At 65.2% G+C, this 25,705-nt stretch carries 22 protein-coding genes; 16 read left to right on the forward strand and 6 right to left on the reverse strand.

Going from position 1 to position 25,705, the window contains the following annotated elements; all coding sequences use genetic code 11:
• On the reverse strand, window positions 1-1,011 hold the full coding sequence (trxB, locus tag VJ923_RS04055) for a thioredoxin-disulfide reductase (RefSeq protein WP_326438818.1): 1,011 nt from the start codon (window positions 1,009-1,011) through the stop codon (window positions 1-3).
• A gap of 184 nt (window positions 1,012-1,195) precedes the next feature.
• Window positions 1,196-1,504 (reverse strand): thioredoxin, encoded by a 309-nt coding sequence (gene trxA, locus VJ923_RS04060; protein ID WP_326438820.1) that lies wholly within the window; start codon window positions 1,502-1,504, stop codon window positions 1,196-1,198.
• Window positions 1,505-1,786: 282 nt separating this feature from the next.
• On the opposite strand from trxA, the gene VJ923_RS04065 reads away from it, so the two are divergent.
• From VJ923_RS04065 to VJ923_RS04080, 4 genes are all read left to right on the forward strand, one after another.
• Window positions 1,787-3,175, forward strand: coding sequence for a cation:proton antiporter (locus VJ923_RS04065; protein ID WP_326438822.1), 1,389 nt, complete (start codon window positions 1,787-1,789; stop codon window positions 3,173-3,175).
• A gap of 99 nt (window positions 3,176-3,274) precedes the next feature.
• Window positions 3,275-4,348, forward strand: coding sequence for a peptide chain release factor 1 (gene prfA / locus VJ923_RS04070; RefSeq protein WP_326438824.1), 1,074 nt, complete (start codon window positions 3,275-3,277; stop codon window positions 4,346-4,348).
• A 210-nt stretch (window positions 4,349-4,558) separates the two neighbouring features.
• Window positions 4,559-5,680 carry a N5-glutamine methyltransferase family protein gene (locus tag VJ923_RS04075; protein WP_326438826.1) on the forward strand — a complete coding sequence of 374 codons (1,122 nt, stop codon included), beginning with the start codon at window positions 4,559-4,561 and terminating at the stop codon, window positions 5,678-5,680.
• Window positions 5,677-6,510, forward strand: coding sequence for a purine-nucleoside phosphorylase (locus VJ923_RS04080; protein ID WP_326438828.1), 834 nt, complete (start codon window positions 5,677-5,679; stop codon window positions 6,508-6,510). The genes VJ923_RS04075 and VJ923_RS04080 overlap by 4 nt, the downstream gene beginning before the upstream one ends.
• Window positions 6,511-6,556: 46 nt before the next feature.
• On the opposite strand, the gene VJ923_RS04085 is transcribed toward VJ923_RS04080, so the two are convergent.
• Window positions 6,557-7,111 (reverse strand): gamma carbonic anhydrase family protein, encoded by a 555-nt coding sequence (locus VJ923_RS04085; protein WP_326438830.1) that lies wholly within the window; start codon window positions 7,109-7,111, stop codon window positions 6,557-6,559.
• Window positions 7,112-7,344: 233 nt separating this feature from the next.
• Window positions 7,345-8,280, reverse strand: coding sequence for a hypothetical protein (locus VJ923_RS04090; RefSeq protein WP_326438832.1), 936 nt, complete (start codon window positions 8,278-8,280; stop codon window positions 7,345-7,347).
• Between the two features lie 542 nt (window positions 8,281-8,822).
• Between VJ923_RS04090 and ilvD the strand changes: the two genes are divergently transcribed.
• From ilvD to rnhA, 7 genes are all read left to right on the forward strand, one after another.
• Window positions 8,823-10,496: a dihydroxy-acid dehydratase gene (ilvD, locus tag VJ923_RS04095; protein ID WP_326438834.1), complete on the forward strand. Its 1,674-nt coding sequence runs from the start codon at window positions 8,823-8,825 to the stop codon at window positions 10,494-10,496.
• A complete protein-coding gene (gene ilvB, locus VJ923_RS04100; protein ID WP_326438836.1) occupies window positions 10,493-12,511 on the forward strand; it encodes a biosynthetic-type acetolactate synthase large subunit in 2,019 nt (672 codons plus the stop codon). The genes ilvD and ilvB overlap by 4 nt, the downstream gene beginning before the upstream one ends.
• The gene (gene ilvN / locus VJ923_RS04105) at window positions 12,511-12,993 is read left to right on the forward strand and encodes an acetolactate synthase small subunit (protein ID WP_326438838.1); all 483 of its coding nucleotides are present in this window, start codon (window positions 12,511-12,513) and stop codon (window positions 12,991-12,993) included. The genes ilvB and ilvN overlap by 1 nt, the downstream gene beginning before the upstream one ends.
• 81 nt (window positions 12,994-13,074) lie before the next feature.
• Window positions 13,075-14,070, forward strand: coding sequence for a ketol-acid reductoisomerase (gene ilvC / locus VJ923_RS04110; protein ID WP_326438840.1), 996 nt, complete (start codon window positions 13,075-13,077; stop codon window positions 14,068-14,070).
• Between the two features lie 282 nt (window positions 14,071-14,352).
• Window positions 14,353-14,628 carry a twin-arginine translocase TatA/TatE family subunit gene (gene tatA / locus VJ923_RS04115; protein ID WP_326438842.1) on the forward strand — a complete coding sequence of 92 codons (276 nt, stop codon included), beginning with the start codon at window positions 14,353-14,355 and terminating at the stop codon, window positions 14,626-14,628.
• Window positions 14,629-14,735: 107 nt separating this feature from the next.
• On the forward strand, window positions 14,736-16,283 hold the full coding sequence (locus tag VJ923_RS04120; protein WP_326438844.1) for a helix-turn-helix transcriptional regulator: 1,548 nt from the start codon (window positions 14,736-14,738) through the stop codon (window positions 16,281-16,283).
• Window positions 16,284-16,377: 94 nt separating this feature from the next.
• On the forward strand, window positions 16,378-16,857 hold the full coding sequence (gene rnhA / locus VJ923_RS04125) for a ribonuclease HI (RefSeq protein ID WP_326439087.1): 480 nt from the start codon (window positions 16,378-16,380) through the stop codon (window positions 16,855-16,857).
• Between the two features lie 146 nt (window positions 16,858-17,003).
• On the opposite strand, the gene VJ923_RS04130 is transcribed toward rnhA, so the two are convergent.
• Window positions 17,004-18,230 carry a deoxyguanosinetriphosphate triphosphohydrolase family protein gene (locus VJ923_RS04130; RefSeq protein ID WP_326438846.1) on the reverse strand — a complete coding sequence of 409 codons (1,227 nt, stop codon included), beginning with the start codon at window positions 18,228-18,230 and terminating at the stop codon, window positions 17,004-17,006.
• Between the two features lie 112 nt (window positions 18,231-18,342).
• Here VJ923_RS04130 and dnaG point away from each other — a divergent pair, with 112 nt between their 5' ends.
• The 5 genes from dnaG to VJ923_RS04155 all read left to right on the forward strand — a co-directional run bounded on the left by dnaG (window position 18,343) and on the right by VJ923_RS04155 (window position 24,987).
• Window positions 18,343-20,217, forward strand: coding sequence for a DNA primase (dnaG, locus tag VJ923_RS04135; protein ID WP_326438848.1), 1,875 nt, complete (start codon window positions 18,343-18,345; stop codon window positions 20,215-20,217).
• A gap of 103 nt (window positions 20,218-20,320) precedes the next feature.
• Complete coding sequence (gene def, locus VJ923_RS04140; protein WP_326438850.1) at window positions 20,321-20,863, forward strand: peptide deformylase; 543 nt, start codon at window positions 20,321-20,323, stop codon at window positions 20,861-20,863.
• 1 nt (window position 20,864) lies between these two features.
• Window positions 20,865-21,794 (forward strand): methionyl-tRNA formyltransferase, encoded by a 930-nt coding sequence (gene fmt / locus VJ923_RS04145; protein ID WP_326438852.1) that lies wholly within the window; start codon window positions 20,865-20,867, stop codon window positions 21,792-21,794.
• Window positions 21,787-23,532, forward strand: coding sequence for a transcription antitermination factor NusB (locus VJ923_RS04150; protein WP_326438854.1), 1,746 nt, complete (start codon window positions 21,787-21,789; stop codon window positions 23,530-23,532). The genes fmt and VJ923_RS04150 overlap by 8 nt, the downstream gene beginning before the upstream one ends.
• A gap of 48 nt (window positions 23,533-23,580) precedes the next feature.
• Window positions 23,581-24,987: a helix-turn-helix transcriptional regulator gene (locus VJ923_RS04155; protein WP_326438855.1), complete on the forward strand. Its 1,407-nt coding sequence runs from the start codon at window positions 23,581-23,583 to the stop codon at window positions 24,985-24,987.
• On the opposite strand, the gene VJ923_RS04160 is transcribed toward VJ923_RS04155, so the two are convergent.
• Complete coding sequence (locus tag VJ923_RS04160; RefSeq protein ID WP_326438856.1) at window positions 24,959-25,603, reverse strand: hypothetical protein; 645 nt, start codon at window positions 25,601-25,603, stop codon at window positions 24,959-24,961. The two genes, VJ923_RS04155 and VJ923_RS04160, sit on opposite strands and share 29 nt — an antisense overlap.
• Window positions 25,604-25,705 lie beyond the last annotated feature (102 nt).

Below are 25,705 nucleotides of genomic sequence, written 5' to 3' on the forward strand. Positions count from 1 at the left end.
TTAGAGGGCGAGGGGAGCCTCTTCGATGGCTTCCTTCGCCTCTAAAAACTCCGAGGCCGCCTGGGCGCAGTTGGCGCCGTCAGCCACGGCCGTGACCACCTGACGCAGCTCCTTGGTGCGCACGTCGCCGGCGGCGAACACGCCGGGCATGGTGGTCTTGCCCATGGCATCGGCGATGATGTAGCCGCCACCGTCCACATCAAGCTCGCCTTCCAAGAACGCGGTGTAGGGCTTCATGCCGATGGCGATGAACACCGCCGAGGCATTAAGAACTCGCTCTCCGTCGGTCTTGAGGTTGCGGATCTTAAGACCGGCCACGCGCCCGTCGTCGCCGACGACGAACTCTTCAGAGGTGGAGTCCCAGCAGAACTCCACGTTGGGAAGCTCGCGCAGGCGCTCATGGTAGATGGCCGTGGCGCGCAGCTTGTCGCGACGGTGCACGAGGTACACCTTGCGGCAGATGCGGGACAGGTAGATGACGTCGGCCGCCGCTGTGTTCCCGCCGCCGACCACCACCACGTCCTTGTCGCGGAAGAAGTTGCCGTCGCAGGTGGCGCAGTAAGAGACGCCGCGCCCGCGCAGCTCCTCCTCCCGCGCCAGGCCGAGCTGGGCCGCCACCGCGCCCGTGGCCACGATGACCGTGCGGGCGAAGTACGTGTTGAACGGCGTGACGAGTTTGTTGGGCTCCGAGGAGAAGTCGACGGAGGTGACGTCTTCCATGATGGCCTTCGCGCCGAAGGACAGGGCCTGGTCGTACATGTCCATGGAAAGCTCGAAGCCGCTGGTGGAGCGGGTGTAGCCCGGATAGTTCTCCAAGTGCTCGGTCTGGGCGCATTGCCCGCCGGGGGAGAGGCGCTCGAAGAGCACCGTCGTAAGCCCGGCGCGGGCCGCGTAGAGCGCCGCCGTGAGGCCGGCCGGTCCGGCGCCGATGATGGCGAGGTCGAACACCTCCTGGCCCTCGGCGGGCCCCACCGGCGCACCCATGCGGTTGTCGGTTGTCTTTTCAGCCATCGTTGCCCTCTCATAGGGTGATGAATAGACGTTACAATAGTGGTGGAGCGTAGAGGAACACGGGGTGCTGCTCACCAAGCGAGTTCCGCAGCGAACGAAACAGGACTCAATGTCCTGTTTCGCCGAGCGAGGACTGTCTGAGCGACTGAGCGGTACCCCGTGTTCCGACCCCGGTGAGCCGCAGCTACAGCATCGAGAGGATGTTCTGCTTGGGCTGGGCCCCGAGGCGCTCGTTTTTGATTTGGCCGTTCTCGAAGACGATGAGCGTCGGCACGCTGGAGACCTGGTACTTGAAGGCCAAGTCCGGGCTCTGGTCGATGTCCACCTTGTAGACGGCCAGCTGCCCTGCTTTCTCGGTCGCGATCTCGTCGATGACGGGAGCCACCATGCGGCACGGCCCGCACCACGTGGCGAAGAAATCCACCAGGACGGGGGTGGTGGCCTCGAGCACCTTGGTCTGGAACTCGTCAGTTGTCTTGATTACCTCTGCCATTGCGTCCTCCTAAAGGTTCGGGTTCGGGTGAGCGGGGCCGAAACTGCGCACTGGCGGCCCCTCGGCCTGCGCTGCATACCATGATTTATTCTAGCCAAAGGACCAACCGATGGCGGCACCCGTCAAGGGACTGACACGAAACCGTGGCGTTTGCGGTAGATAACCTGCGCGAAGGGTGCGCATATCTTCAACGGTACGATATCGCCCAAGCCCGCGCCTTCCGCTGCGCCGCCAAAATGCCTATAGTGAGCATGAGCTCACGCAGAGAGGAAGGAGTGCGCCGTGGCCGTCGATTTGGTCTCGCTGGCCCTCATATCGCTGGTGTCCGTCGCCTGTCCCGTCATTGCCGGCTTCATCCCGGGCAAGCCCATCCCCGAGACGGTGCTGCTCCTTCTGGCCGGATCGCTTCTGGGCCCCCATGTTCTCGGCGCCATCCAGACTACCGACGCCATCAACCTGCTGTCCGATTTGGGCCTCGCGTTTCTGTTCCTTCTTGCCGGCTACGAGATCTCCCCGAAGAGCCTGACGGGCACCGAGGGGCGGCGCGGGGCCGCCACCTGGGCCATCACCTTCGCCATCGCGTTTCTGGTCGTGGCCGTCTGGCCGACGCTGTCGGCCTTCGAGCTGGACGGCCTGGCCGTGGTCATCGCGCTCACCACCACGGCCATGGGCACGCTTCTGCCCATCTTGCAGGAACGCGGCATCTTGGGCACCCGGGTGGGGGACGAGATCATCGCCTACGGCACCTGGGGCGAGCTTTTGCCCATCATCGCCATGGCGCTGCTCCTCTCGGCGCGGGCCACCTGGCAGACCGTGGCCATCCTGCTCGCCTTCCTCGCCATCGCCGTGGCGGCGGCCGCCGTGCCGAAGATCGCCGAGCGCATCGGCGGCTACGTGCACCGGTTCATCGTCGCCAACGCCAACACCAATTCCCAGATGGTTATCCGCGCGGTGAATCTGCTGCTCATCGGGCTGACGGCCATCTCCGCCGTCTTCGACTTGGATATCGTGCTCGGCGCCTTCGCCGCCGGCTTCATCCTGCGCTACCTCATACCCGAGGGAAACCAGACCATGGAGATGAAGCACAATGCCATCGCCTACGGCTTTCTCGTGCCGCTGTTCTTCGTGGTGTCCGGCGCGAAGGTGGATTTGCGGGCCATCGGCGCGGAGCCGGAGCTGCTCGTGCTGTTCGTCCTGCTTCTGCTGTTCGTGCGGGCGCTGCCCATTTTCGTGGGCCTCTCTACGGGACGGGAGTCGCGCACCATGGACGTGCGCGAGCGGCTGACCGTCGCCTTCTACTGCACGACGGCGCTGCCCATCATCGTGGCTGTCACCAGTGTGGCCGTCTCCGCCGATGCCATGAGTCAGCAGACCGCCTCGGTGCTCGTGGCCGCAGGGGGCGTCACCGTGCTCCTCATGCCGCTTTTGGCCTCGGCCATGGCCCATTCCGTCAATGCCGAGCTGGGCGGTGCGCTGCGCGAGATTCGCGAGCAGCCCCGCGCCGTGGGTAGCATCTTGGCCGCGCACCGCCGTCGCGAGCGCGAGCGGCACCGCCAGTTGAAGGCGCGCCTGGCCGCCGCGGGCGCGCGTCATGCCGACGCTTTCGACCTCACCGAGCGCTGCCCGAACGGCGCGTGCGGCGCCCCCGAAACCGAGGACGACGGCCATTAGGGAGATGGAGAGGCGGGGATGGGCCCCTTCTGCTACAATGCGAAGTTGCGCCTTCAAGGCGTCTTCTAACCCACACCGTTTCACGCAAAGGAAGCACCCATGCAGGAAACTGATATGAAAGAGAAGCTCGTCAAGATCATCGAGGCCTACGACGAGCTGCAGGCCAAGATGGGCGACCCGGCGGTTCTCGCCGACCAGAAGGAGTACAACCGCCTGGCCAAGGAGTACGCCTCCCAGGGCCCGCTTGCCAAGAAGGCCGCCGAGTACGTAGCGGCCATGGACGACTTGGAGGCGGCCAAGGAGATGCTCGCCGACGCCGACATGAAGGAGTTCGCCCAGGAGGAGATCGCCGGCATCGAGGCCAGGCTGCCCCAGCTGGAAGAGGACATCAAGTTCATGCTCATCCCGGCCGATCCGGCCGACGAGAAGGATATCATCGTGGAGATTCGCGCGGCGGCCGGCGGTGATGAGGCCGCCATCTTCGCCGGCGACCTCTACAAGATGTACGAGCGCTTCGCCGCGGCCCAGGGCTGGAAGACCGAGACCATGGACGCCTCGCCCTCCGAGGCCGGCGGCTTCAAGGAAGTGCAGTTCAAGGTGAAGGGCGATCACGTGTACTCGGTCATGAAGTTCGAGTCCGGCGTGCACCGCGTCCAGCGCGTTCCCAAGACCGAGTCCCAGGGCCGCATCCACACCTCCACGGCCACCGTGGCCGTGCTGCCCGAGGCCGACGAGGTGGAAGTGGAGATCAACGAGAACGACCTGCGCATCGACGTGTACCGCGCCGGCGGCCCGGGCGGCCAGTGCGTGAACACCACCGACTCGGCCGTGCGCATCACGCACCTGCCGTCCGGCTTGGTGGTGCAGTCCCAGGACCAGAAGTCCCAGCTGCAGAACAAGATCGCGGCCATGGCCGTGCTGCGCGCCCGCCTCTACGAGAAGATGCTCGCCGAGCAGCAGGCCGCCGAGGGCGCCGAGAGGTTGGCCCAGATCGGCTCGGGCGACCGCTCCGAGAAGATCCGCACCTACAACGGCCCCCAGGACCGCGTGACCGACCACCGCATCGGCTTCAACTCCACCTACAACGGCGTGCTTCTGGGCGACAACCTGGGCGATGTGATCACGGCCCTCCAGGCCGCCGACCGCGCTCAGAAACTCGAGGCCGCTGTCTAGCCGTTCATTCGGCCTTGTGGGGCGAACGAACGAGCCGGCTGCGGCCCTTACGAACTTGACGGCTCGGCTGGTCGGTAGAGGCGCCGTGCTCAGACAGTCCTCGCTCGGCGGAACAGTCCACTGGACTGTTCCGTTCGCTGCGGAACTCCGCGCGGACCTCCACCGACCATCCGAGCCTGACTCTCCCATGGTTGGGGAAGGTGTGGAACGGTGACGAACGAAACGTGGACGATAAAAACTGCTCTTGAGTGGACTGAGGGGTATCTGGGCGATAAGGGGGACGAGAACCCGCGGCTGTCGGCTCAGTGGCTGTTGTCCGAGGCGACGGGGCTCTCGCGCATGCACCTGTTCGTCAACTACGACCGACCGCTCTCGGAGGACGAGCGCGCGCTGCTGCGCGGTTATGTGAAGCGGCGCGGGGCGGGGGAGCCTCTGCAGTACATCACGGGGGAGGTGATCTTCCGGCACATCACCGTGAAGGTGCGTCCCGGCGTGCTCATTCCCAGACCTGAGACCGAAGTGCTCGTGAGCGAGGTGCTCGCGGCCCTGCCGGCGCCCGGCCCGCGCGAGGCCCAGTGGAACACCGAGGCCGCCGCCCAGGAGCGCGAGGCCGTGGAGGCCCTCAAGAAGGCGGTGGAAGAGGCCTCCGAGGCGCTCTCCGAAAATCAAAGGAGCGCCGATGAGGTTCGTTCGCCGGACGATTCCGCAGGGGGCGACTCCGGTCGCCCCTCTTCAAGCGAGTCGGTCCCAGCAGATGAGGTCGGACTGAAGTCCGCCCCTACGGAAGAAGCCGAGCCAGCTGGTAAAAACCTGCTGGTGGCCGACCTCTGCACGGGGTCTGGCTGCATCGCCTGCTCGCTGGCCTACGAGCACCCCGCCATTCGCGTTATCGCCACCGACATTGCCCCCGAAGCCGTGGAGCTCGCCAAGGAGAACGCCGAGGCGCTGGGGCTGTCCGACCGCGTGGCGGTGCTGCAGTGCAGCTTGGGCTCGGGCATCGGCGCCAAGCGCCTGGGCACCTTCGACGCCGTGGTGTCGAACCCGCCCTACGTGCCCACCTCCGTGCTGTCGGAGATTCCCCGCGAGGTGGCCAACTTCGAGCCTGCGCTGGCGCTCGATGGCGGCGAGGACGGCTTGGCCCTGTTTCTGCCCTTGGCCGAGTGGGCCGCCTCGGCGCTCAAGCCCGGCGGCCTTCTGGCCTGCGAGCTGTTCGAAGACCATATGGACGCTGCTGCGGCCGTCGCCCAGGCCTATGGCTTCACCGACATCCGCATCGTGAACGACCTGACCGACCGCCCCCGCATTCTTCTGGCGAGAAAGGAAACGCTATGACATCGAACGGTACGCTTGAGGAGACGCTCGTCTCGGCTGAGACGGCGATGCGGGAGCGTTTGGACGGCTTTCAGCCGGAGGTGGGCCTCATTCTCGGCTCGGGGCTCGGTCCTTTGGCCGAGCAGATCGCCGATCCCGTCTTCATTCCCTTCGGGGACGTGCCCGGCATGGGAGTGTCCACGGCCTCGGGCCATGTGGGTCGCTTCGTGGCCGGCACGCTCGGCGGCAAATCGGTGCTCGCCATGCAGGGGCGCCTCCACGGCTACGAGGGCTACACCGCCCAGCAGGTCGCCTTTCCGGTATGGCTCATGGCGCGCCTCGGTATCGACGCGCTCGTCACCACCAATGCGGCCGGTGCCATCAATGAGAGCTATGCGGTGGGCGATTTCTGCCTCATGACCGATCAGTTGAACTTCACCGGGCGTAATCCTGTCGCGGGCACCGAGCCCGACGCCATGGCGCCGCGGTTCTTCTCTATGCTGGATGCCTACGACCCGGATTTGCGTGCATTAGCGCATCGTGTGGCCGACGATCTGTCTATTTCGGTGCAGGAGGGCGTCTATCTCGGCCTTCTCGGCCCCTCGTTCGAGACGCCGGCGGAGATTCGGATGTTCCGCCGTTGGGGCGCCGATACCGTGGCCATGTCCGTGTGCGAGGAGGTTATCGCCGCCCGCCATGTGGGCCTGCGCGTTTTGGGCATCTCGCTTGTGAGCAACATGGCCTGCGGCGTCGAGGGCGCCAATCCCTCCGATGAGGAAGTCCACGAAGTGGCCCAAACCCGCGAGCGCGACTTCTGCCGTCTCATCGAGGGCATTCTGCGGGAAATGTAGCTTTCCGCAAGAGGGGGGCGGCCGAGGCCGCCCCCCTCGTTCTGTGCTACTTCAACGCGATGGTCATGATATCGCGGGGAAGGTCGCGTCCCTCGTAGATGATGCCGGCATCCGCCAGCTCGCGACCGATGGCGGCATAGCCCTCGGCGGACAGACGGTTGCCCTCGATTTCCTCGGGCGTGAGCGGGCGGCGCACCTTGGCGGGCGCGCCCACCACCAAAGAGCCCTCGGGCACGATGGTGCCCTCCGTGACGAGCGCGCCGGCCGCCACCAGCGAGTTCGCACCGATGACCGCGCCGTTCATGATGACGCATCCCATGCCGAGCAGCGCATTGTCGCCCACCGTGCAACCGTGTACCACCGCTCCGTGGCCAATGGTGACGCCGCTTCCGATGACGCAATCTTGGTCGTAATCGAGGTGCAGGCAGCAGTTCTCCTGCACGTTGGTGCCCTCGCCGACGACGATCTTGCTTCCGTAGTCGCCGCGCAGGGTGGCGTTAAACAAGATGGTGGCGTCCTTGCCCACCTCGACGTTGCCGACGAGCGTGGCGTTGGGGGCGATGCGCGATTCAGGGTGCACGGTAACTTGGCGATAATCCACGATGGTTCCCTTCGGGTTTGTTGCGGCTAGGTTCTCGTCCACTTTAGGGAATTCATCGCGGAGCCGAAAGGGACAATTTCGCTCAACAGAGAAAAAGTGGCTTAGAAATCACGATTCTTTGACTTGAATTGCCACCCGTGTAATACACCACCAGGGAAAATGGCGGTGAAAAGTCGCTCTTTGGGTGAAATCAGGTGAGTGAAGGTCAAACAATCGTGATTTTCAAGCCACTTTTAGGCCGCATGAACTTCGAATGCCGCGGCGGTGGCATCGATGATGTCGTCGAAGGGCCAGCTTTTGGCAGAGCGGCTGGGGCTTGAGGGGTCGTGCAGGATGATGCGCGAGTCCTTGTCGATGTCGTCGAGCACCACAACGGAGGCCGCCGGGGCGAAGGTTCCCGGCTGCGTGACCACGAGCACCGGCACTTTCGACACGATGGCGCACCGCAGTCCGTGGGCATCGGCCGGCAGCGGCTCCAACGCCAGCCCGAATTCGGCGCCCGCCTGCTGAAGGTAGGCGGCGACGGTGTCCACCCCGGCCGCGGTCATGTCGTGGTCGGTGGCCCACTGGGCGAATTCCACGGGCGTGTAGGTCGTGTCGCCCGTGGTGGCGATGTAGGCCATGGCAAGGGCCGTGGGCGCCGCGCCGGTGCTGCCCATGGCGGCCTGGCCGTAGGGCACGTGAGCCCAGGAGGCGTCGTTTTGGTAGAGCGAGGGGACGACCCCTTTCTCCCACTGGGCCGCGGCCGTGCTCGTCGCGGTGGCGCTGTCGGCGGTCGCGTAGGGCGAATCGGCGTCGGCGGTGGCGGGCATGAGCCACCAGTAGGCGAGCAGGGCGGCGAGCAGCAGCACGAGGGAGGCGGCCACGGCGTAGATGGCCAGGCGCAGCCCCTGGTGGGCGCGCATCATGGGCACGAGGCCCTGGCTCTTCAGCTCGGCGAATTCGGGATGGTTGGAAGCGTAGGCGCGGAAGGACTTCCACGAGGGCGTGAGCATGGGGTGCTCGGCGCGCTCGGTGAGCTCGAGGGTGACCGGGTCGGGCACGAAGTTGCCCGCAGCGGTGGCCTGCGGGTGCAGGGAGGCGGCGCGCACCGCGGCGTTGTCGGAGGCGGGGGAAGCGGGGCTTGGGACGGCTAGCTTGCGACGGTGGACGGCGGCAGTGGTGCTCATGGCCTTCTCCTCTCCTGGCTAGACCTTGCTCCTTTTCAATCGTAAGTCTACGGAAGCCCCGTTCGGCGGGATTGACAAACGGTCAACCGTCACGGGGGCGCGGCCCATTTGTCACCGCCTGTGCCCGTTTCGTCAGCTTCCCGTAGAAATATGAGCAAAACGCCTTGCGTTTGTGCAGGGGAGTGCTAGACTCCCGAACCAAGTTAATACCGATGAAATGCGTTGACGAGGAACGGCGGGGGCGAACCCATCTCAAGAGAGCCTGCGGTTGGTGCGAGCAGGCGATGGGCGACCCGAGCAGCCACCTTCGAGCAGTTCGGTGCGAACGGCATCTCGGTCGACAGGCTTACCGCCGGGCCGGGGGCAAGTAGCGTCGGACCGGCGACACCGTTATCTGTCGTAGAGTTCTCCCGCGCGGCGCGCCCGCGTGGTCGTCTCGTTTCCGGCCCGGTGCATCTTGCAGCGGGTTTTTTCGTTTTGGGATTGATCCGCATCGGCCTTTTCGGGACGGATGCGGGGGTAAGCGAGAGGAAGCGAGGCCTATGGAGCTGAGAAGCGAGCAGATCAAGCAGGGGGTGGCCCGGGCGCCGCACCGCAGCCTTTTGAAGGCCGATGGCATCACCGATGAGGAGATGGGCCGTCCCTTCATCGCGGTGTTCAATGCCCGCAACGACATCATCCCCGGCCATACCAACCTCGATAAGATCGCCGAGGCCGTGAAAGCGGGCATTTATATGGCCGGCGGCGTTCCCTTCGAGATATCCACCATCGGCGTGTGCGACGGCATCGCCATGAACCACGAGGGCATGCACTACTCGCTCGTCTCGCGCGAGACCATCGCCGACTCGCTGGAATGCGCCGTGCAGGGCCACGCCTTCGACGGGCTCGTCTGCATCCCCAACTGCGACAAGATCGTGCCGGGCATGATCTTGGGCGCGCTGCGGGTGAACATCCCCACGGTGTTCGTCTCCGGCGGCCCGATGCTTCCCGGCGTTCAGCCCGGCGGGTGCGGCCCCACCACCGATTTGAACACGCTCTTCGACGGGGCGGGGAAGGTGGCGGCGGGCCTTATGACCGAAGAGGAGCTCGCCTATTTCGAGGACACGGCCTGTCCTACCTGCGGCAGCTGCTCGGGCATGTTCACGGCCAATTCCATGAACTGCCTGTGCGAGGCCTTGGGCATCGCCCTTCCCGGCAACGGCACGATCCCCGCGGTCTATTCCGAGCGCATCCGCCTGGCCAAGCACGCCGGCATGAAGGTGATGGAACTGGTGCAGAAGGGCGTGCGTATCAAGGATATCGTGAACGGCGCGGCGGTGAGCAACGCCATGGAGTGCGACATGGCCTTCGGCGGGTCGACGAACACGGTGCTGCACCTGACGGCCATCGCGCACGCGGCCGGCTGCCCTATCGCCATGGACGACTGGGATGCCGCAAGCGCCCGCACGCCGCATCTGGTGAAGCTGCAGCCCGCCGGGCCGCGCCCGCTCATCGACTTGTACCACGTCGGCGGCGTGCCGGCGGTCATGGGGGAGCTCGGCAAGCTCGGGCTTTTGGACGAGAGCGCCCTTACCTGCATGGGGCCTCTGCCCGCCTACCTTGCCGACTGCTGCCCCGAAGCCGACGGCGAGGTGTGCCGCACCGGCGAGAACCCCTATTCGGCCGCGGGCGCCCTGCGGGTGCTGCACGGCAACATCGCACCGGATGGAGCCATTGTGAAGAAAGCGGCCGTCGATTCTTCTATGCTGTGCCACACCGGCCCGGCCCGCGTGTTCGATTCCGAGGAAGAGGCCTGTGCGGCCATCGACGGCGGGTGCATCGTGGCCGGAGACGTGGTGGTCATCCGCTACGAGGGCCCCAAGGGCGGCCCGGGCATGCGCGAGATGCTCACGCCCACCTCGGCCATCTGCGGCCGGGGGCTTTCCACCTCGGTGGCGCTCATCACCGACGGGCGCTTCTCGGGGGCAACCAAGGGCCCGGCGGTGGGACATGTGAGTCCTGAGGCCGCGGCGGGCGGGCCCATCGCGCTCATCTGCGAGGGCGATACCGTCACCGTCGATATCGAGGGCGGCGCTTTGACGCTGCACGTGAGCGACGAGGAGCTGGCCCGCCGCCGCGAGGCATGGGAGCCGCCGGCACCCAAGCACGATTACGGCGTGCTTTCGAAGTACGCGAAACTGGTTTCTTCTGCCGATAAGGGGGCGATCATCCTGTGAGCGAGAGCAACGAGAGCAAGCACGACGCGCCGCAACGCCGCAACGCCGCAACGCTGGGCGCGCCGCGCGGGGCCGGCTCGCACACGGCCAAGCAGGGCAAGGCCATGCTCGGCGCCGAGGCGCTCATCGCGTCGCTTGAGGCCGAGGGCGTCGATACCGTCTTCGGGTACCCGGGCGGCCAGGCCATCAAGATCTACGACGCGCTTTACGATTCCGACCAGATTCACCACATCCTCGCCCGCCACGAGCAGGGGGCGGTTCACATGGCAGACGGCTATGCGCGTTCCACGGGGCGTCCCGGCGTGGTCGTCGTCACTTCGGGTCCCGGGGCCACGAACACCGTGACCGGTATTGCCACCGCCTATATGGACTCGGTGCCGCTCGTCGTCATCACCGGCCAGGTGGGGCGCGGGGTCATCGGCACCGATTCGTTCCAAGAGTCCGACATCGTGGGCATCACCATGCCCGTGGTGAAGCACTCCTACCTGTTGCAGTCCACCGACGAGCTCACCCGCACGGTGCGCGAGGCCTTCCACATCGCGAGCACCGGCCGCCCCGGCCCCGTGCTCATCGACGTGCCGAGCGATTTGGCCGGCGCCGAGATGGTGTTCGAATACCCCGACGAGGTGAACCTGCCCTCTTACAAGCCCACCTACCGCGGCAACGCCAAGCAGATTCGCGCGGCCTGCCGCCTTCTGGAAGAGGCCGACCAGCCGCTGCTCTACGCGGGCGGCGGCGTCATCGCCTCCGAGGCCACAGAAGAGCTCGTGGCCCTTATGGATATGATGCAGATTCCCACGGTGGTGACCCTCATGGGCAAGGGCGGTATCCCGGAGGACCACCCCCTGAATCTGGGACCGGTGGGCATGCACGGGGCGAAGTACTCGAACATGGCCATGACCGAGGCCGACCTCATCATCGTGGCCGGCGCGCGCTTCTCCGACCGCGTCACCGGGCGCGTGTCGGAGTTCGCGCCCAACGCGAAAATCGTCCACATCGACATCGACCCGGCAGAGATCGGCAAGATTCGCGATGCGGACGTGCCCATCGTGGGCGATTTGAAGGGCGTGCTCGCCGGTATGCTGGCCACGCTTGAGAAGGACGGCGCCCGCCCGCGCGACGCCCAGTGGATCGCCGACATCAACGCCTGGCGCGCCCGCTACCCGTTCTACCATCCGAACATGGCGGTAAACGAGGGGGACGGCGAGATCATTCCCGAGCTCGTGCTCGCCGAACTGGGGCGTCAGCTGGACCCGGCGGCATCCATCGTCACCACCGAGGTGGGCCAGCACCAGATGTGGGCCCATCAGTTTTTGTTCCGCAAGCTGCCGCGCACGTTCCTCTCCTCGGGCGGTCTGGGCACCATGGGCTTCGGGTTCCCGGCGGCCATAGGTGCTGCGGTGGCGAACCCGGGCAAGACCGTGGTCTGCATCGCCGGCGACGGGTCGTTCCAGATGAACTCCCAGGAGATGGCCACGGTCGCCATCAACGGCGTCCCCGTGAAGGTCATGATTCTCGACAACCGCTGTCTTGGCATGGTGCGCCAGTGGCAGAAGCTGTTCTACGAGAAGCGCTACTCCGAGACGCTGCTTGCGCCGGTGCCGGATTTCGTGAAGCTCGCCGCGGCCTATGGCTGGGAAGGGGAGCGCGTGGAGAAGCCGAGCGAGGTGGCCGACGCCATCCGCCGCATGCTCGCGGCGACAGGCCCCTACCTGCTCGATGTGGCCATCTCGCGCGATCAGAGCGTGTATCCCATGGTGGCGCCGGGCGCTGCTTTGGATGACGTCATGGGGGCCATCGACGTGGCTGTGGGCGCCGTGCGAACCGATATGCCGGCCAGCACCGGGCCCGCATCCCCCTGCGCCAAGATCGACGCCCAGTTCGGCGGCCGCTGGGAAGTGGACCCCGAGGACACCGGCGCCCGCCTCGGCCAGGACGGCTCCACTTTTGATGTGCGTCCCGAAGATTGGAAAACCCTTTTCCGCGAGAGCGATGAGAAGAAAGGGGGCGAATAATGAAGCATGTTCTCTCGGTGCTCGTCGAGAACAAGGCCGGCGTGCTTTCCCGCGTGACGGGGCTCATCTCCCGCCGCGGCTTCAACATTGAATCGCTTTCGGTGGGCCCCACCGAAGACCCGACTAAGTCGCGGGTGACCGCCATCGTCGTTGCCGACGAGGTGGCCTTCGAGCAGATCACCAAGCAGCTGCACAAGCTCATCTCGGTACACAAGATCACCGACCTCACCGACGAGGGCGCCATCCAGCGCGAGCTGGCGCTGTTCAAGGTGTGCGCCCCGGCGGAGCGCCGAAGCGAAATAATCGAGATCGCCAATATCTTCCGCGCCAAAATCGTCGATGTGGGCAAGAGCACGCTGACCGTGGAGGCTACCGGCGACGACTCGAAGCTTCAGGGCCTCGAGGATCTGTTCCGCGCCTACGGTATCAAGGAAATCGTTCGCACGGGCAAAGTGGCGCTCTCCCGCTCAAGTCACGACTAGGCGTTAACGCGCTGAAAAAACAACAGGCGTAGGCTTCGCCTGAACCCATAGGCACTCAGTCACGAAAAGGAAAGGAACACCATGGCTGTCACCATCTACCACGAAGAGGATTGCAATCCGCAGATCATCAAGGACAAGAAGATCGCCGTCATCGGCTACGGAAGCCAGGGCCATGCCCATGCGCTGAACCTGAAAGATTCCGGTTGCGATGTGCGCGTGGGCCTGCGCGAGGGCTCATCGTCCATCGATGCCGCCGAACAGGCGGGTCTGAAGGTCACCGATATGGCCACCGCCGCCGAAGAGGCCGATCTCATCATGGTGCTCGTGCCCGACGAGCTGCAGCCCGAGGTGTACGAAACTTATATCGCCCCGCACCTCAAGGTCGGCGACACCCTCGCCTTCGCCCACGGCTTCAACATCCACTACGGCTACATCACGCCGCCCGAGGACGTGAACGTCATCATGTGCGCCCCGAAGGGCCCCGGCCACATCGTGCGCCGCCAGTATACCGAGGGCTCCGGCGTGCCCGATCTCATCTGCGTGGCCCAGGACGCCACGGGAGATGCCTGGGATATCGCCTTGTCCTACGCCTGGGGCGTGGGCGGCGCGCGCGCCGGCGTTATCAAGGCCACGTTCAAGGAAGAGACCGAAGAGGACCTCTTCGGTGAGCAGGCCGTGCTCTGCGGCGGTTTGGTGGAGCTCGTGAAGGCCGGCTTCGAGACGCTGGTGGAGGCGGGCTATCCGCCCGAGCTTGCCTATTTCGAGTGCTACCACGAGATGAAGATGATCGTCGATCTCATGTACGAGAGCGGCATTCACTTCATGAACTACTCCATATCCAACACCGCCGAGTACGGCGAGTACTACGCGGGGCCGAAGGTCATCAACGAGCAGAGCCGCGAGGCCATGCGCGAGATTCTGGCGCGCATCCAGGACGGCTCGTTTGCCGAGGAGTTCGTCGCCGACTGCAGATGCGGCCACAAGTGGCTCCTCGAGCAGCGCGAGGCCATCAACGGCCACGAGATCGAGAAGACCGGCGAGAAAACCCGCGGCATGTTCTCCTGGATCCACGAGTAGGGGGCTCTTGCTTTAATTTCCGTGGCTGACTTCCACGTTCGAACCCATAGGGCGGATTTCGGTCCGCCCTTTTTATACGCTTTTGACCAGCAAAAACTCCCTTTGTCACGCAAAAGTGTGATAGGAAAATATCCTCGGAACGTGACAAAATCACGGGTCTGCGTGATAGGCAGGAGGCTCGGAAGGGGGCATAGTGGGCAGCGTCGAAACGCAAGAAACCGTGAAGCGCGGCGAGGGGGATGAGCCCAGCCGGCTTCGAAGCAAAGAAGGAGATTACCCGCTATGAAGATTCTCGGACTGGGCGTGCCTGAGCTCGTTATCATCCTCGTCGTCGTGCTGCTCATCTTTGGGCCGAAGAACCTCCCCAAACTCGGCGCCTCTCTCGGCAAGACCGTGAAGAGCCTGCGCGAGGGCATGGCCTTCGACAAGAAGGACGATGAGGCCGAGGAGATCGTCGAGATCGTCGAGATCGTCGAGGACGAGCCCGAGGCGGCCTACGCCGCCGCCGGCGAGGCCGAGGTGAAGACGGTCAAGAAGGTTGTGAAAAAGAAAGCCTAAGGGAAACCCCGCATACCTGATGGATAAGGGAGCCGCATCGTCGGCTCCCTTTCTTTTGCGCTAGAATAGGGAGACTTGTTTACCCATGGCGACGAAAGGGGAGGGGCATGGCGCACGCATTGGTGCCGCGGGTGCGGCAGGCGCGGCGGGCCATCGTCGGGTTCGGCTGCAACCAGGCCTTCCTCTTCGCCATGCTGTATCTGGGGTCATTCAACGAGAGTGCCCAGCACGGCTTTCTCATCGATCGGGCCGATCTTCTCTTCGTGCTGCTCGTCATGGCGGCCACCTTCGCGCTGATGGCCCGCGAGCGTTCGCGCCGGCGCCTCGTGGCCGCCGCCGACGGCCTGGTTCGCTGCTACGCGCTGCCCTTGGCGGTAGCGCTGTACCTTCTCGTTGCGCTGCACGGCCTTATGCCCGGCATCCCTTGGCTTGCGCTCGCGGCCGCCGAGGGGCTCGTCGCCGGTGTTTCGCTTGCGCTCCTTCTGTGCCAGTGGGGCCGGGTGCTGGGGGAGGCCTCCATCGACCAGTCCGTGCCCGAGGTGTTCATCGGGAGCGCCCTGGGCGCCGCCGTCTGCTTCTTCGTCGTCGCCATTCCCGTAGAGGGCGCCTACATCCTGCTGTACGTGCTGCCCGCGGGAAGCGCCTGGGCCCTGCGCGCGCTGGGCGAGTCTGGGGGCGCCGCGGACGGGGCGGCTCCTGCGGACGCAGCGGAGCGGGCCGAGGGCCGTCGCGCTTCCCGTGATGGCGATAACGTCGGCGGCCGCGGCCCCGAGCCCACGGCCGCCGACGCCCCAACCGACGAGGCCGCCAAGCTCTCGGGCCGCATCGTCGCCGGCACCGTCGTCTACGGCGTGGCCACGGGCGCCGTAGAGGCCCTGGGCTCCAGCGCCGAGGGAGCCGGCACTTCGTCGCTTTCCGTCACCTTCGTGCTCTTCGTGCTGTACTGCGCCGCCGCGCTGCAGCTCTACGGCGGCCGCCCGGGCTCGCTCGGCGTGCGCGCCGTGCTGCCCACAGGCCCCGACCAGGAAGTGGGCCCGCTCGGGGGTGCCTACCGGCTCGCCATCCTGCTCATGGTGGGCGGCTTCGTCGCCGTGCCGCTGCTGGAGAGCGTCGGCGTCTCCGGCGTGGCCGTGGTGCTCGCCGGCTACCTCGGCGTGTTCTCGGTGCTCGTGTCGCTCTTCCTCATCATGGGTCGCATCGGCGGCGGCGACGCGGTGCGCTCCATCGCCCGGGGCTTCGCGGCGCTGTTCGCCGGCGAGATCACCGGCGTGCTCATCGGCGGCATCGTGGGCGCGCTTCCCGGCACCTTCGACGCGTCGGCGGCGCTCGTGGCCCTGGCCGGCGTGGCAGTGATGTACGCGTACCTGTTCCTGTTCACCGACCGCGACATGGCGGCGCTCTCGGTGGTCGTCGCCCAGACCGACCGCTTCGAGGAGGCCTGCGAGCTCATCGCTCGGACGGCCAAGCTCTCGAAGCGCGAGGCGGAGATTTTGCCCCTCGCCCTGCGCGGCCGCACGGCCGAGCGCATCGCCGGCGAGTTCTTCATCTCAAAGAACACCGTGGACACTCATTTGCGCCGTATCTACGCCAAATGCGGCGTGCACACGCGCCAGGAGCTCATCGATTTGGGCGAGAAGACCGAAACGGAGCTGTGATCTCGTGACCGTGCAACAAGGATTGAGCTTCAATGAATTGACCGAGGCCGGCCTGGTTTCTGAGGGCCGTACCCGGCGCGGGGGAGGTGCCGCTTTGGAAGTGACGCTGTATTCTGACGGGTCTTCGCGAGGCAACCCCGGCCCCGGAGGTTACGGCACCATCTTACGCTACAAGGCTCCTTCGGGCGCGGTGCATGAGAAGGAGTTCTCTGAAGGCTTTTCCCGCACCACTAACAATCGCATGGAGCTGCTCGGCTGCATCGTGGGTCTTGAAGCCCTTAAGCGCCCATGTGCGGTGACGGTTTATTCCGATTCGCAATACCTCGTGAACGCCTTCAACCAGAACTGGGTGGCAGGTTGGCTCAAGCGCGGTTGGAAGAACGCTCAGAAACAACCGGTGAAGAACGTGGATTTATGGAAGCGTCTGCTTGCTGCCAAAGAGCCGCATACCGTGAAGTTCGTCTGGGTGAAGGGCCATGCGGGCCACCCCGAAAATGAACGCTGCGACGAACTCGCCACTACCGCCGCTGATAATCCTTCCTGCCATAAAAAAGACACGGGATTCAATAATTAAAATCACCTTGCGGGTAAAGAAATAGCCGCCCACCCAGCATTAGGAAAGCGGCTCTTTCAAACACATAAACTGCAGTTATGTGAAGCAGCCGCCCGTTGCCCCGGGTGACCGCCTGGCTCGCATTATAGCGAATTCGCCATGGTTTTTCAAACGAGGTCGGCGCAGTAGCCGCGGGTTTGGATGTGGCGCGGGCTTTCGGGGAACAGGTGCGCGTAGATGGCCATGAAGTAGCTGTCGGTCATGGAGGCCATGTAGTCCACCACTACTTGGTTCGGGTCGCCGGCCAGGTACTCCTCGGGCTTGATGGTACGCGAGGCGGCGCACAGGCGCTTCACGTGATGCTGGAAAATGGGGCTTGTGCGACGATCTTCCACCAAATCGCGCAGAAGCCGCGCGTACATTTCCTCGAACATCTCCTGGACGAGGTTATCCGTCTCATCCACCATGCCCTCTTTCAGGTAGATCACCTCGTAGTTCTGCCTCTTGGCCCGCTTGAGGTCTTGGAACACTGCCTCGCTCATGGCGATCTCCGGCTTGCCGTAGGAGTTGTTCACGATGTCCACGGTGAGGTTGTTGATGATCTTGGCGTTGGTGGCGCCGATGATGTCGGCGTCGAAGACATCGAGCGAGTCGATGACCCCCATGGCCAGAGCATCCTGGCGGTCCTTGCCGATGTAGGCGATCATATCGCTCACGCGCACAACGCAGCCTTCCAACGTGGAGGGGCGCAACGTCTTGATGGTGGTCTCATCGGCGTTGCAGGCCTCCACCATCTCGTCGAGCTGCTCGAAGGACCCGCAGGTGCCGCGCGCAAGGCGCTGCTGGGCGAACTCGCCGTTGTGGCAGAGTACTCCATCTAAGGTCTGCAGCGACACGTTGCGGCGGTAGAGCCGATCGAGCACGCGCACCGAATGCACGTTGTGATTGAAATAGCGCCCCGTGCGGGCATGGTAGCAATCGGACAGGAAGCGCTCGCCCGCATGGCCGAAGGGGGTGTGTCCCACGTCGTGGCCCAGCGCGATGGCCTCAATGAGGTCGCAATTGAGGCCGAGCAGGCTGCCGATGCCCCGGGCCACGCGGCTCACAAGCTGCACGTGCAGGCCGCGCCGGGAAATCTCGTCGTTCTCGGCGAAGGAGAACACCTGGGTCTTGTCGGCATAACGATTATAGGCCGGGATGTTCAGGACCTTCTCGATGTCGCGCACGAAGGCCGGACGCGTGAGCGTCGCTCTATCATGGACAAAGTCCTCGCGGCGTACCACGTCGTTGTCGTTGAACCGATAGGGGCTCGTGCGCCCAGCGGCGCGGTCGGCGATGATGGCCTCTTCAATGACGGGGTCTAAGGTGAGGTAGGGGGACGTGGTCTCTGCCATGGGTGCTCGCTTTCGTCTTTCGTTGTTTGCCGCTATGGTAGCCGCGGAACATCTGTTTGCGCACGAGGTGCTATACTCTCCAAAAAAACGACGATGAAGAAGCGAGGGGCGCGTGGCCGGCATTAGCGACGAGGATATCCAGAAAGTTCGCGACGCGAGCGATCTTGTGGCAGTCATCGGCGAGCGCACCCCGGTCAAGCAAAAGGGCCGCGATTTTTGGTGCTGCTGCCCGCTTCATCAGGAGAAGACCCCCTCGTTCAAGATCGACCCCGCCACCCAGCTGTGGCACTGCTTCGGCTGCGGCGAGGGCGGGGACGTGTTCTCCTTCATCATGAAGACCGAAGACCTCACCTTTCCCGAGGCAGTGCGCCGTTTGGCCGAGCGCGCTCATATCGATATCGTGGAAGAAGGGGGACGGGCCGCCATGCCCGCTTCCCGCAAGGCCCGCCTCAAGGAAATCTGCGCCCGTACGGCGGAGTTCTACCATACCCAGCTCATGCGCGGCCGGGGCGAAGAAGCCGATGCGGCCCGGGCCTATCTGGGCAGCCGAGGGTTCGGCGGGGAAGTGCCCAACCGGTGGGATCTGGGGTTTGCCCCCGGGCGCGGGGCGCTCGTGCGCCATCTTTCGGCTCTCGGCTTCAAATCCGACGAGATGATCGCCGCCAACGTGGCCCTCGACGGACGCGATGGGCGATTGCGCGACCGTTTCTACAACCGGGTGATGTTTCCCATTCGCGATGTGCAGGGCGACGTCATCGCCTTCGGGGGCCGCGTCATCGGCACCGGCGAGCCGAAGTATCTGAACTCCCAGGAAACGCCGCTGTTCCACAAGTCCCAGGTGCTCTACGGCCTCGATCACGCCAAAGCGGCCATGGCCTCAACGGGCACTGCCATTGTGGTCGAGGGCTACACCGATGTCATCGCGCTGCATGAGGCGGGTGTGAAAAACGTCGTGGCCACGCTCGGCACGGCGCTCACCATGCGCCACATCCGCGTGCTCTCGCGCCATGCCTCCAAGCGCATCGTCTACCTCTTCGACGGCGATGCCGCCGGTCAGCGCGCTGCCGACCGTGCCTTGGCCTTCATTGACAAGTCCATGACCGAGCAGGCCGGGAAGTCCCAGCTGGAGCTGGTGGCCGTGACCCTGCCGGACAACCTCGACCCGGCGGAGTTCGTGCAGGCCAAGGGCGCCGATGCCCTGCGCGAGGTTGTCGATGGCGCCAAGCCCCTTTTGGAATACGGCATCGAGCGGCGTTTGGAAAGCTGCGACTTGGAAACGCCCCAAGGCCGCGACCGTGCCCTGGCCGAGTGCCTGGCCGTGCTCGCTCCCATCAAGGACTCGCTCGTGGCGAAGGACTACGCCGTGCGCACCTGGTCGCGCTTGCGGGCCTTTGGGCGCCTCGGCATCGAGGAGGCCGACGTGCTCGACCGACTGGCCTCCCTTGAGGCGCCGCGACCCTTCCAACACGACGACGGCGACCCGGCCGCCGAGATGCCCGCGCCCCGCGCCCCGCGACGAGCGCTCTCTCAGGCCGAGCTCAACCGCCTGCGCTTCGAGCGCGAGTTCCTCGCTCTTGCGGCCCAGCATCCCTTGGTGGGCCTGATTCACGCCGATGCCTTAGCCCAGGTGCAGTGGCACGAGGAGGTGCACCGTCTTCTGGCCGAGAGCATTCTGGCCACGCTGTCCGAAAACCCCACCGCGTCAGCGGCGGACATCGTCACCAAGGCGACCCTTGCCACGCCCCATGCCGCCCGCGTGCTCACGGCCGGCTCGTCTTATCCGTCGAGCACCCCCGAGGCCATCGGCGCCTATTTGGCCGAGGAGCTGGCCTTAGGCGATGCAGAGGACGCCATCGGCGCGCTCACGGCCCAGATGAACGCCGGCGCCGAAGGGGAGGAGGCCGAGCTTCTGCATGCCGCCGTCACTACTCTGCAGATGGACGTCGCCACCCGCCGCGTCGCCCATCGGGCCTTGCCGGCCAGCTAGCTGTCGTCTCGCCTCGTTCCGTAGATTTCGCGCTCTATCTGGACAGAGGGGCGAGGTGGCTTCAGAATATCCGCAGTCAAAAACCTAAAGAGTTAGGACTAACGTGCTTCCCATCGTCATTTCCCCCGATCCGATTCTCTCCACGGTCTGCGAGCCGTGCGACCTTACCGACAAGTCTCTCAAGCGTCTCTCCAAGCAGATGGCCCACGCCATGTACAAGAACTACGGCTGCGGCATCGCCGCGCCCCAGGTGGGCGTCACCAAGCGCCTCATCGTCATCGATGTTGACTGGGACGGCGAGAAGGGGGAGAAGAACCCCATCGTGCTCGTGAACCCCGAAATCGTCGAGCTATCCGGCGAGCCGGAGGAGGGCGGCGAGGGCTGCCTGTCGTGCCCGGGTGTCACCGTTCCCGTGAAGCGCCAGCCCTTTGCCCGCGTCCAGTACTACGATCTGGACGGCGAGTTGTGGGAGATCGAGGGCGACGGCCTGCTGGGCCGCTGCCTGCAGCACGAGATCGACCATTTGAACGGCAAGACGCTCTTCGAGAGCTGCGATCCGGTGACCCGCATCGAGGCTTTGCGCGCCTACGAGGAGGCCAAGGCCAACGGGGCGCGACCCGGCGACACCGATATCGAGGTGAAGTAGCGTGCGCGTCGTCTTCATGGGAACGCCGCAGTTCGCGGCCGAGATCTTAGACGAAGTGGCCGAATGTCACGAGGTGGTGGCCGTCTACACCCGGCCGGACGCCGTGCGCGGCCGCGGCCGGGCGCTTGTGCCCTCGCCGGTGAAGGAGGTGGCCGAACGCCGCGGCCTGCCCGTGCGGTGCCCCCGCACCCTGCGGGACGCCGAGGCGCTCTCCGAGCTCGCCGCCTTTAAGCCCGATGCCATCTGCGTGGCCGCCTACGGGGCCATCCTTCCCAAGGAAGTGCTCGAGCTGCCGCGCTACGGCTGTCTGAACGTGCACGGCTCGCTTTTGCCGCGCTGGCGCGGGGCCGCCCCCATCGAGCGGGCGATCCTGGCCGGCGACGAGGAGATCGGCGTGTGCATCATGGCCATGGAGGAGGGGCTCGACACGGGCGACTTCTGCGTGTGCCGCTCGGTGCCCGCCGGCGCGCTCACCGCCGCCGAGCTCACCGACGAGCTGGCCGCCCTTGGCGCCAGCGCGCTTCTGACGGCGCTCGCCCAGGCCGAGGCCGGAAACCTCCGCTGGGTTGCCCAGGACGAGGCGCAGGTCACCTACGCCGAGAAGATCGCCAAGGGCGAGCTGAACCTCGACCCGGCCGAGGGCGCCAGCCTAGCCTGGCGCAAGGTGCGCGCCTCAAACGAGGCCCATCCGGCCAAGTGCTCCATCGCCGGCAAGACGGTGACGGTGCTCGCCGCCTCGCCGGCCGAAGGCGCGACCGTGCCCGAGGGCGCCGCCGCGCTCATCGCCAAGCGCCTCTACCTCGGCTTTGCCGACGGTGCCCTGGAAGTGACCGAGCTGAAGCCGGATGGGAAGAAGGCCATGGCCGCCACGGCGTTTGCCGCCGGTGTGCCGGCCCTTCGCGCCGGCGAGGGGGTGTGGACCTGTGCGTAACGATCATCGCGCCCACAATCAGCGCCGCGCCTACGACCGCGCCTCCCAGGGAGACCGCACCGCCCAGGGCCGCCCCTTCGATAAGAGCCGTTCGACGCGCGGCGACAAGAACCGCCCCTTCGACAAGAGCCGTCCCGCCCGTTTCGGCAAGGACCAGAAGGAGGGCAAGAGCGGCAAGCCGGATCGCGGTCCCCGTTCCGGCGGCCCCCGCCGCGACAGCGCCTCCCGTCCCGCCGGTCCCCGTCTCGACAGCGGCCCCCGTTCCGGCGGCGCTCCCCGTCCCGACAGCGTACGGCGCGACGAGCGCCCCGCGCGCGCCGAGGACGCCCGCCGCCAGCACGATAAGCGCAAGGGCAAAAGCTATGGAAAGCGCGCCACCTCCGCCCGCGAGCTGGCGCTCTCGGCCATCCATCAGCTGCGCGAGCGCGACGCCTTCGCGCAGGAGGTCATCGCCAAGACCATCGACGAGTCGCGGCTCTCTCGCGAGGATCGCGCCTTCGCCACCCGCCTTGTGCTCGGCGTCGTCTCCACGCGCGGCACGCTCGATGAGATCCTCGACTCCTGCATGGATTCCCCCGACGACGTCTCGCCGGCGGTGCGCGATGCCCTGGATCTATCGGTCTACGAGATCATCTACCTGGAGAAAAGCCCCCACGCCGCCGTCGACCAAGGGGTGGAGCTCGTGCGCTCCGTGGCCCCGCGGGCGAGTGGCCTGGCCAATGCGGTGCTGCGCCGGGTGGTGCGCGCCAAGGAATCCTTCCCCTTCGGCGACCCTCGCACCGATCTGGCCGCCTACGCGCGCCTGCACGGCTTTCCGGTATGGCTCGCCGAGCGGCTGCTGAAGGAGCTGGGGCCTGAGGGCGCCCACGACTTCATGAAGGCCTCCAACGAGCCCGCCCCCGTCTTTGTGGCCGTGAACGCGGCGAAGGCGACCGACGATGAGGTCGTCTCCGTGCTGCGCGATGCCCACGGCGAGCCCGAGCCCGTCGTGGTGGGCGGCCGCGTCGTGGCCGGCTGCTACCGCCTCGCCTCGGGCACGGTGCTGCTCGACGGCCGCGTGCGCCGCATGCTCAACCAGGGGCTGCTCCTCGTCTCCGATGCCACCTCCCAGGCCGTGGCGAGCCTGGTGGTGGGAGAGCGCCTTCCGAATTCGTTCCTCGAGGTCGGCGCGGGGCGGGCCACCAAGACCATCCTCGACCAGAGCTGCGCGTGCCGCCGCTTCGGCGAGCAGATCCCCGATTACGTCACCGTGGACAACCACGCCTTCAAGACGAAGCTTCTGCGCGAGCGCGCCGAGCAGTACGGCGCGAACGTGGCCGAGGCGCTCACCGGCGACGGAAGTGACCTTGCGGCCGTGGTGGGCGAGCGCACCTTCGACGTCGTATTCATCGACGCTCCCTGCACGGGCCTGGGCACGCTGCGCCGCCATGCCGACATCCGCTGGCGCCTGCGCCGCGGCACCATCGCCGAGCAGGCCGAGCTCGACCGGGCGCTTCTCGCCTCGGCGGCGGCGCATGTGGCCCCCGGCGGCATTCTGGCCTACGCTACCTGCACCATCACTCACGAGGAGAACGCCGATGCCGTGGAGAAGTTCCTCGAAAGCGATGCCGGCGCCGCCTTCGAGCTTGTCCCCTACGACAACCCGGAGCTGGGCATCCAAACCCCCTTCTTCTCCACCACCCTCGTCCCGTCCGGCCCCGACGCCCACTTCCTTGCCCTCTTGCGCCGGAAGGCCTAGGTTGTCATGAGGGTGGGGGAGTGGCTGAGAACGCACAAATGCAATCTTGTGGGAGGCGGCTTAAGCGTTGCTTTTCTGAATTTCGTCAAGATGTATCTGCTGCATCTCAATGAAGTCGCTGGTCATTCCGACCCCCTGCTCTTTCAGGCCATCTGCTCGGGGAGCCTTATTGCCGGGTTCTTCTCGATGGCCCTGATTGTGAGGTTGAAGGGCCCCTTGTCGTCTCAACCTCGTGTCACCTCCCTGACTTTTCTCGGATGCGCATTCGGCGCAATGCTCCTTCTCGCCCCCGGCAGTGCTGCTTCCACTACGGTGCCGGCGGTGATTCTGTGCGGTTTCGCCAGCGGGGCCGCCTGCATCGCATGGTGGGAGCGCTATGCGGCCTGCGCGCGGAGTGATGCCTACTATTTGCTGGCGGGAAGCGCATTGGTCGGTTCTGTGGTGGATGCGGGGCTCTTCGCGTCGTCCTTTCTCTGGAGCGCTGCGCCGCCCCTGCTTCTCGTCGGGGTATCTTTCGCGTCACTCTGCCTGTACCGCAAGACCAGCAGGGTCTGTAGCGGAGACCGCACTGAGGCTGCAATTGCGAGACAGCAGAAGCCCTATCTCATACCGGGCAGCATAGTCGGAGCATTGGTTGGCTTTCTTTTCGTCTTTGGCTTTATGGCGGGGGTGTCCGGATCGTTTATGAGCAGGGCTGCCAGCGATGTCCTCTGCGTGGGACCCGAGTTCGTCGGAACTGCTTTGGCCTCGATGGTGCTGCTTATCCTGGTAAGGCAGCTCATCCATGTATCTGAGGCTACCATCACGGCCTCCGATTGCTCGGTGGCCTTCCTTGTGGTGGGGATGCTTTTGTTGCCCTGGGCCGTCGGAGGCATTCCGTTCGCAAGCAACGTCCTATTCGTGGCGGGGTTCAACGTGTTCCTGCTCTTTATGGCAACGGTCTATTTCGAGATTTCTTGGAAGGTGCCCGAATTGTTCTCCATCGTGGCTGCCCAAGGTTTGGCGGTCTCGCAACTTGCGTCGTGCGCGGGATTTGCCGTCGCGACGGTGCTTGCCCAGCACGTGGAGGGGTTTCTGGGCTCAGCAGGGCTTGCCGCCGCCACGGCGCTTTCCTTCACGCTTCTCTACACCACGCGTTTGACTCTGCTCAACAATCACCAGATGCTCACGTTGTGGGGTCTGCTGTCCTTCGATGAGGATAAGGTCGAACGGTCGCGGCGCGCTCCTTTCGAGGAGCTGCTCGGAAAGCTCGGCGACGAGTACGGACTCACCGACCGTGAGCGCGAGGTGTTCTCCATGCTTGCGCGGGGCTACCGCGTTGCCCAGATACAGGATGCCTTCACGATATCCTACTCAACGGTGCGCACCCATATAAACCACATCTACACGAAGATGGGTATTCACACCTACAATGACCTGAGCAAGCTCATTGCAGAGGCGAAACAGCGCCTGTAACCGCATCTACGGAAAATGACCGCGATGAGGGAGGCAACTGCTCGTCGGCCGCCTCCCCGCTTCCGGCATCTTCGCCCTCTTCATCCGGATCGAACACCGATATGATCCACTCGTTCGATAGCTCAGCGGTATCGTTGTCGGCAGGCGCGTAAGCGAAGTAGCTCATCCGGTAGCTCTGATTGCAGCGCCCGCCGAGATATTCGTCGCATACGTTTCCGTAAGCCTCGTCCGCATCGACAGTGGGCGAGGCCTCGGCCACCCGCTGCCATATCTCGGATCGCCAATGCGACTCCATGGAGGGGACCACCGTCGGATCGCCTGTGTCGAGGTTCACCACGTAGAAGCATCCGGCCTCTTCCGAGCCGAACACGTAGCACCATGATGCAGGTGCGTCCGAGGCAGCATCTTTCATAGTCACGCCAACGAGCGTCGCGTCGCTTCGAGTTTCGCGGGCAGCCTCCAGAGCTATGGCGTAGTCGTCGCCGAGCGCGGGTTGGGGTCGAGCGATGCTCTCCGCAGTCGTGCATGCGCAGGTGAGCACGGATATGACTGCGGCGATTGCGAGGAGCGAGGCCCTCTTTGTCAGGCGCAGGATGTTTTCTGAAGGGCGGTTCATGGGATTCCTCCTGGTCTCTCGATCTTATCGGAAGCCTACCAATTCCCCGCTAGGAGCACATCGACAAAATCTGTCGATATGGTTTACCCCTGTCGTAGAGCA

Source organism: Adlercreutzia shanghongiae, from assembly GCF_035830635.1.
Taxonomy (GTDB): domain Bacteria; phylum Actinomycetota; class Coriobacteriia; order Coriobacteriales; family Eggerthellaceae; genus Adlercreutzia; species Adlercreutzia shanghongiae.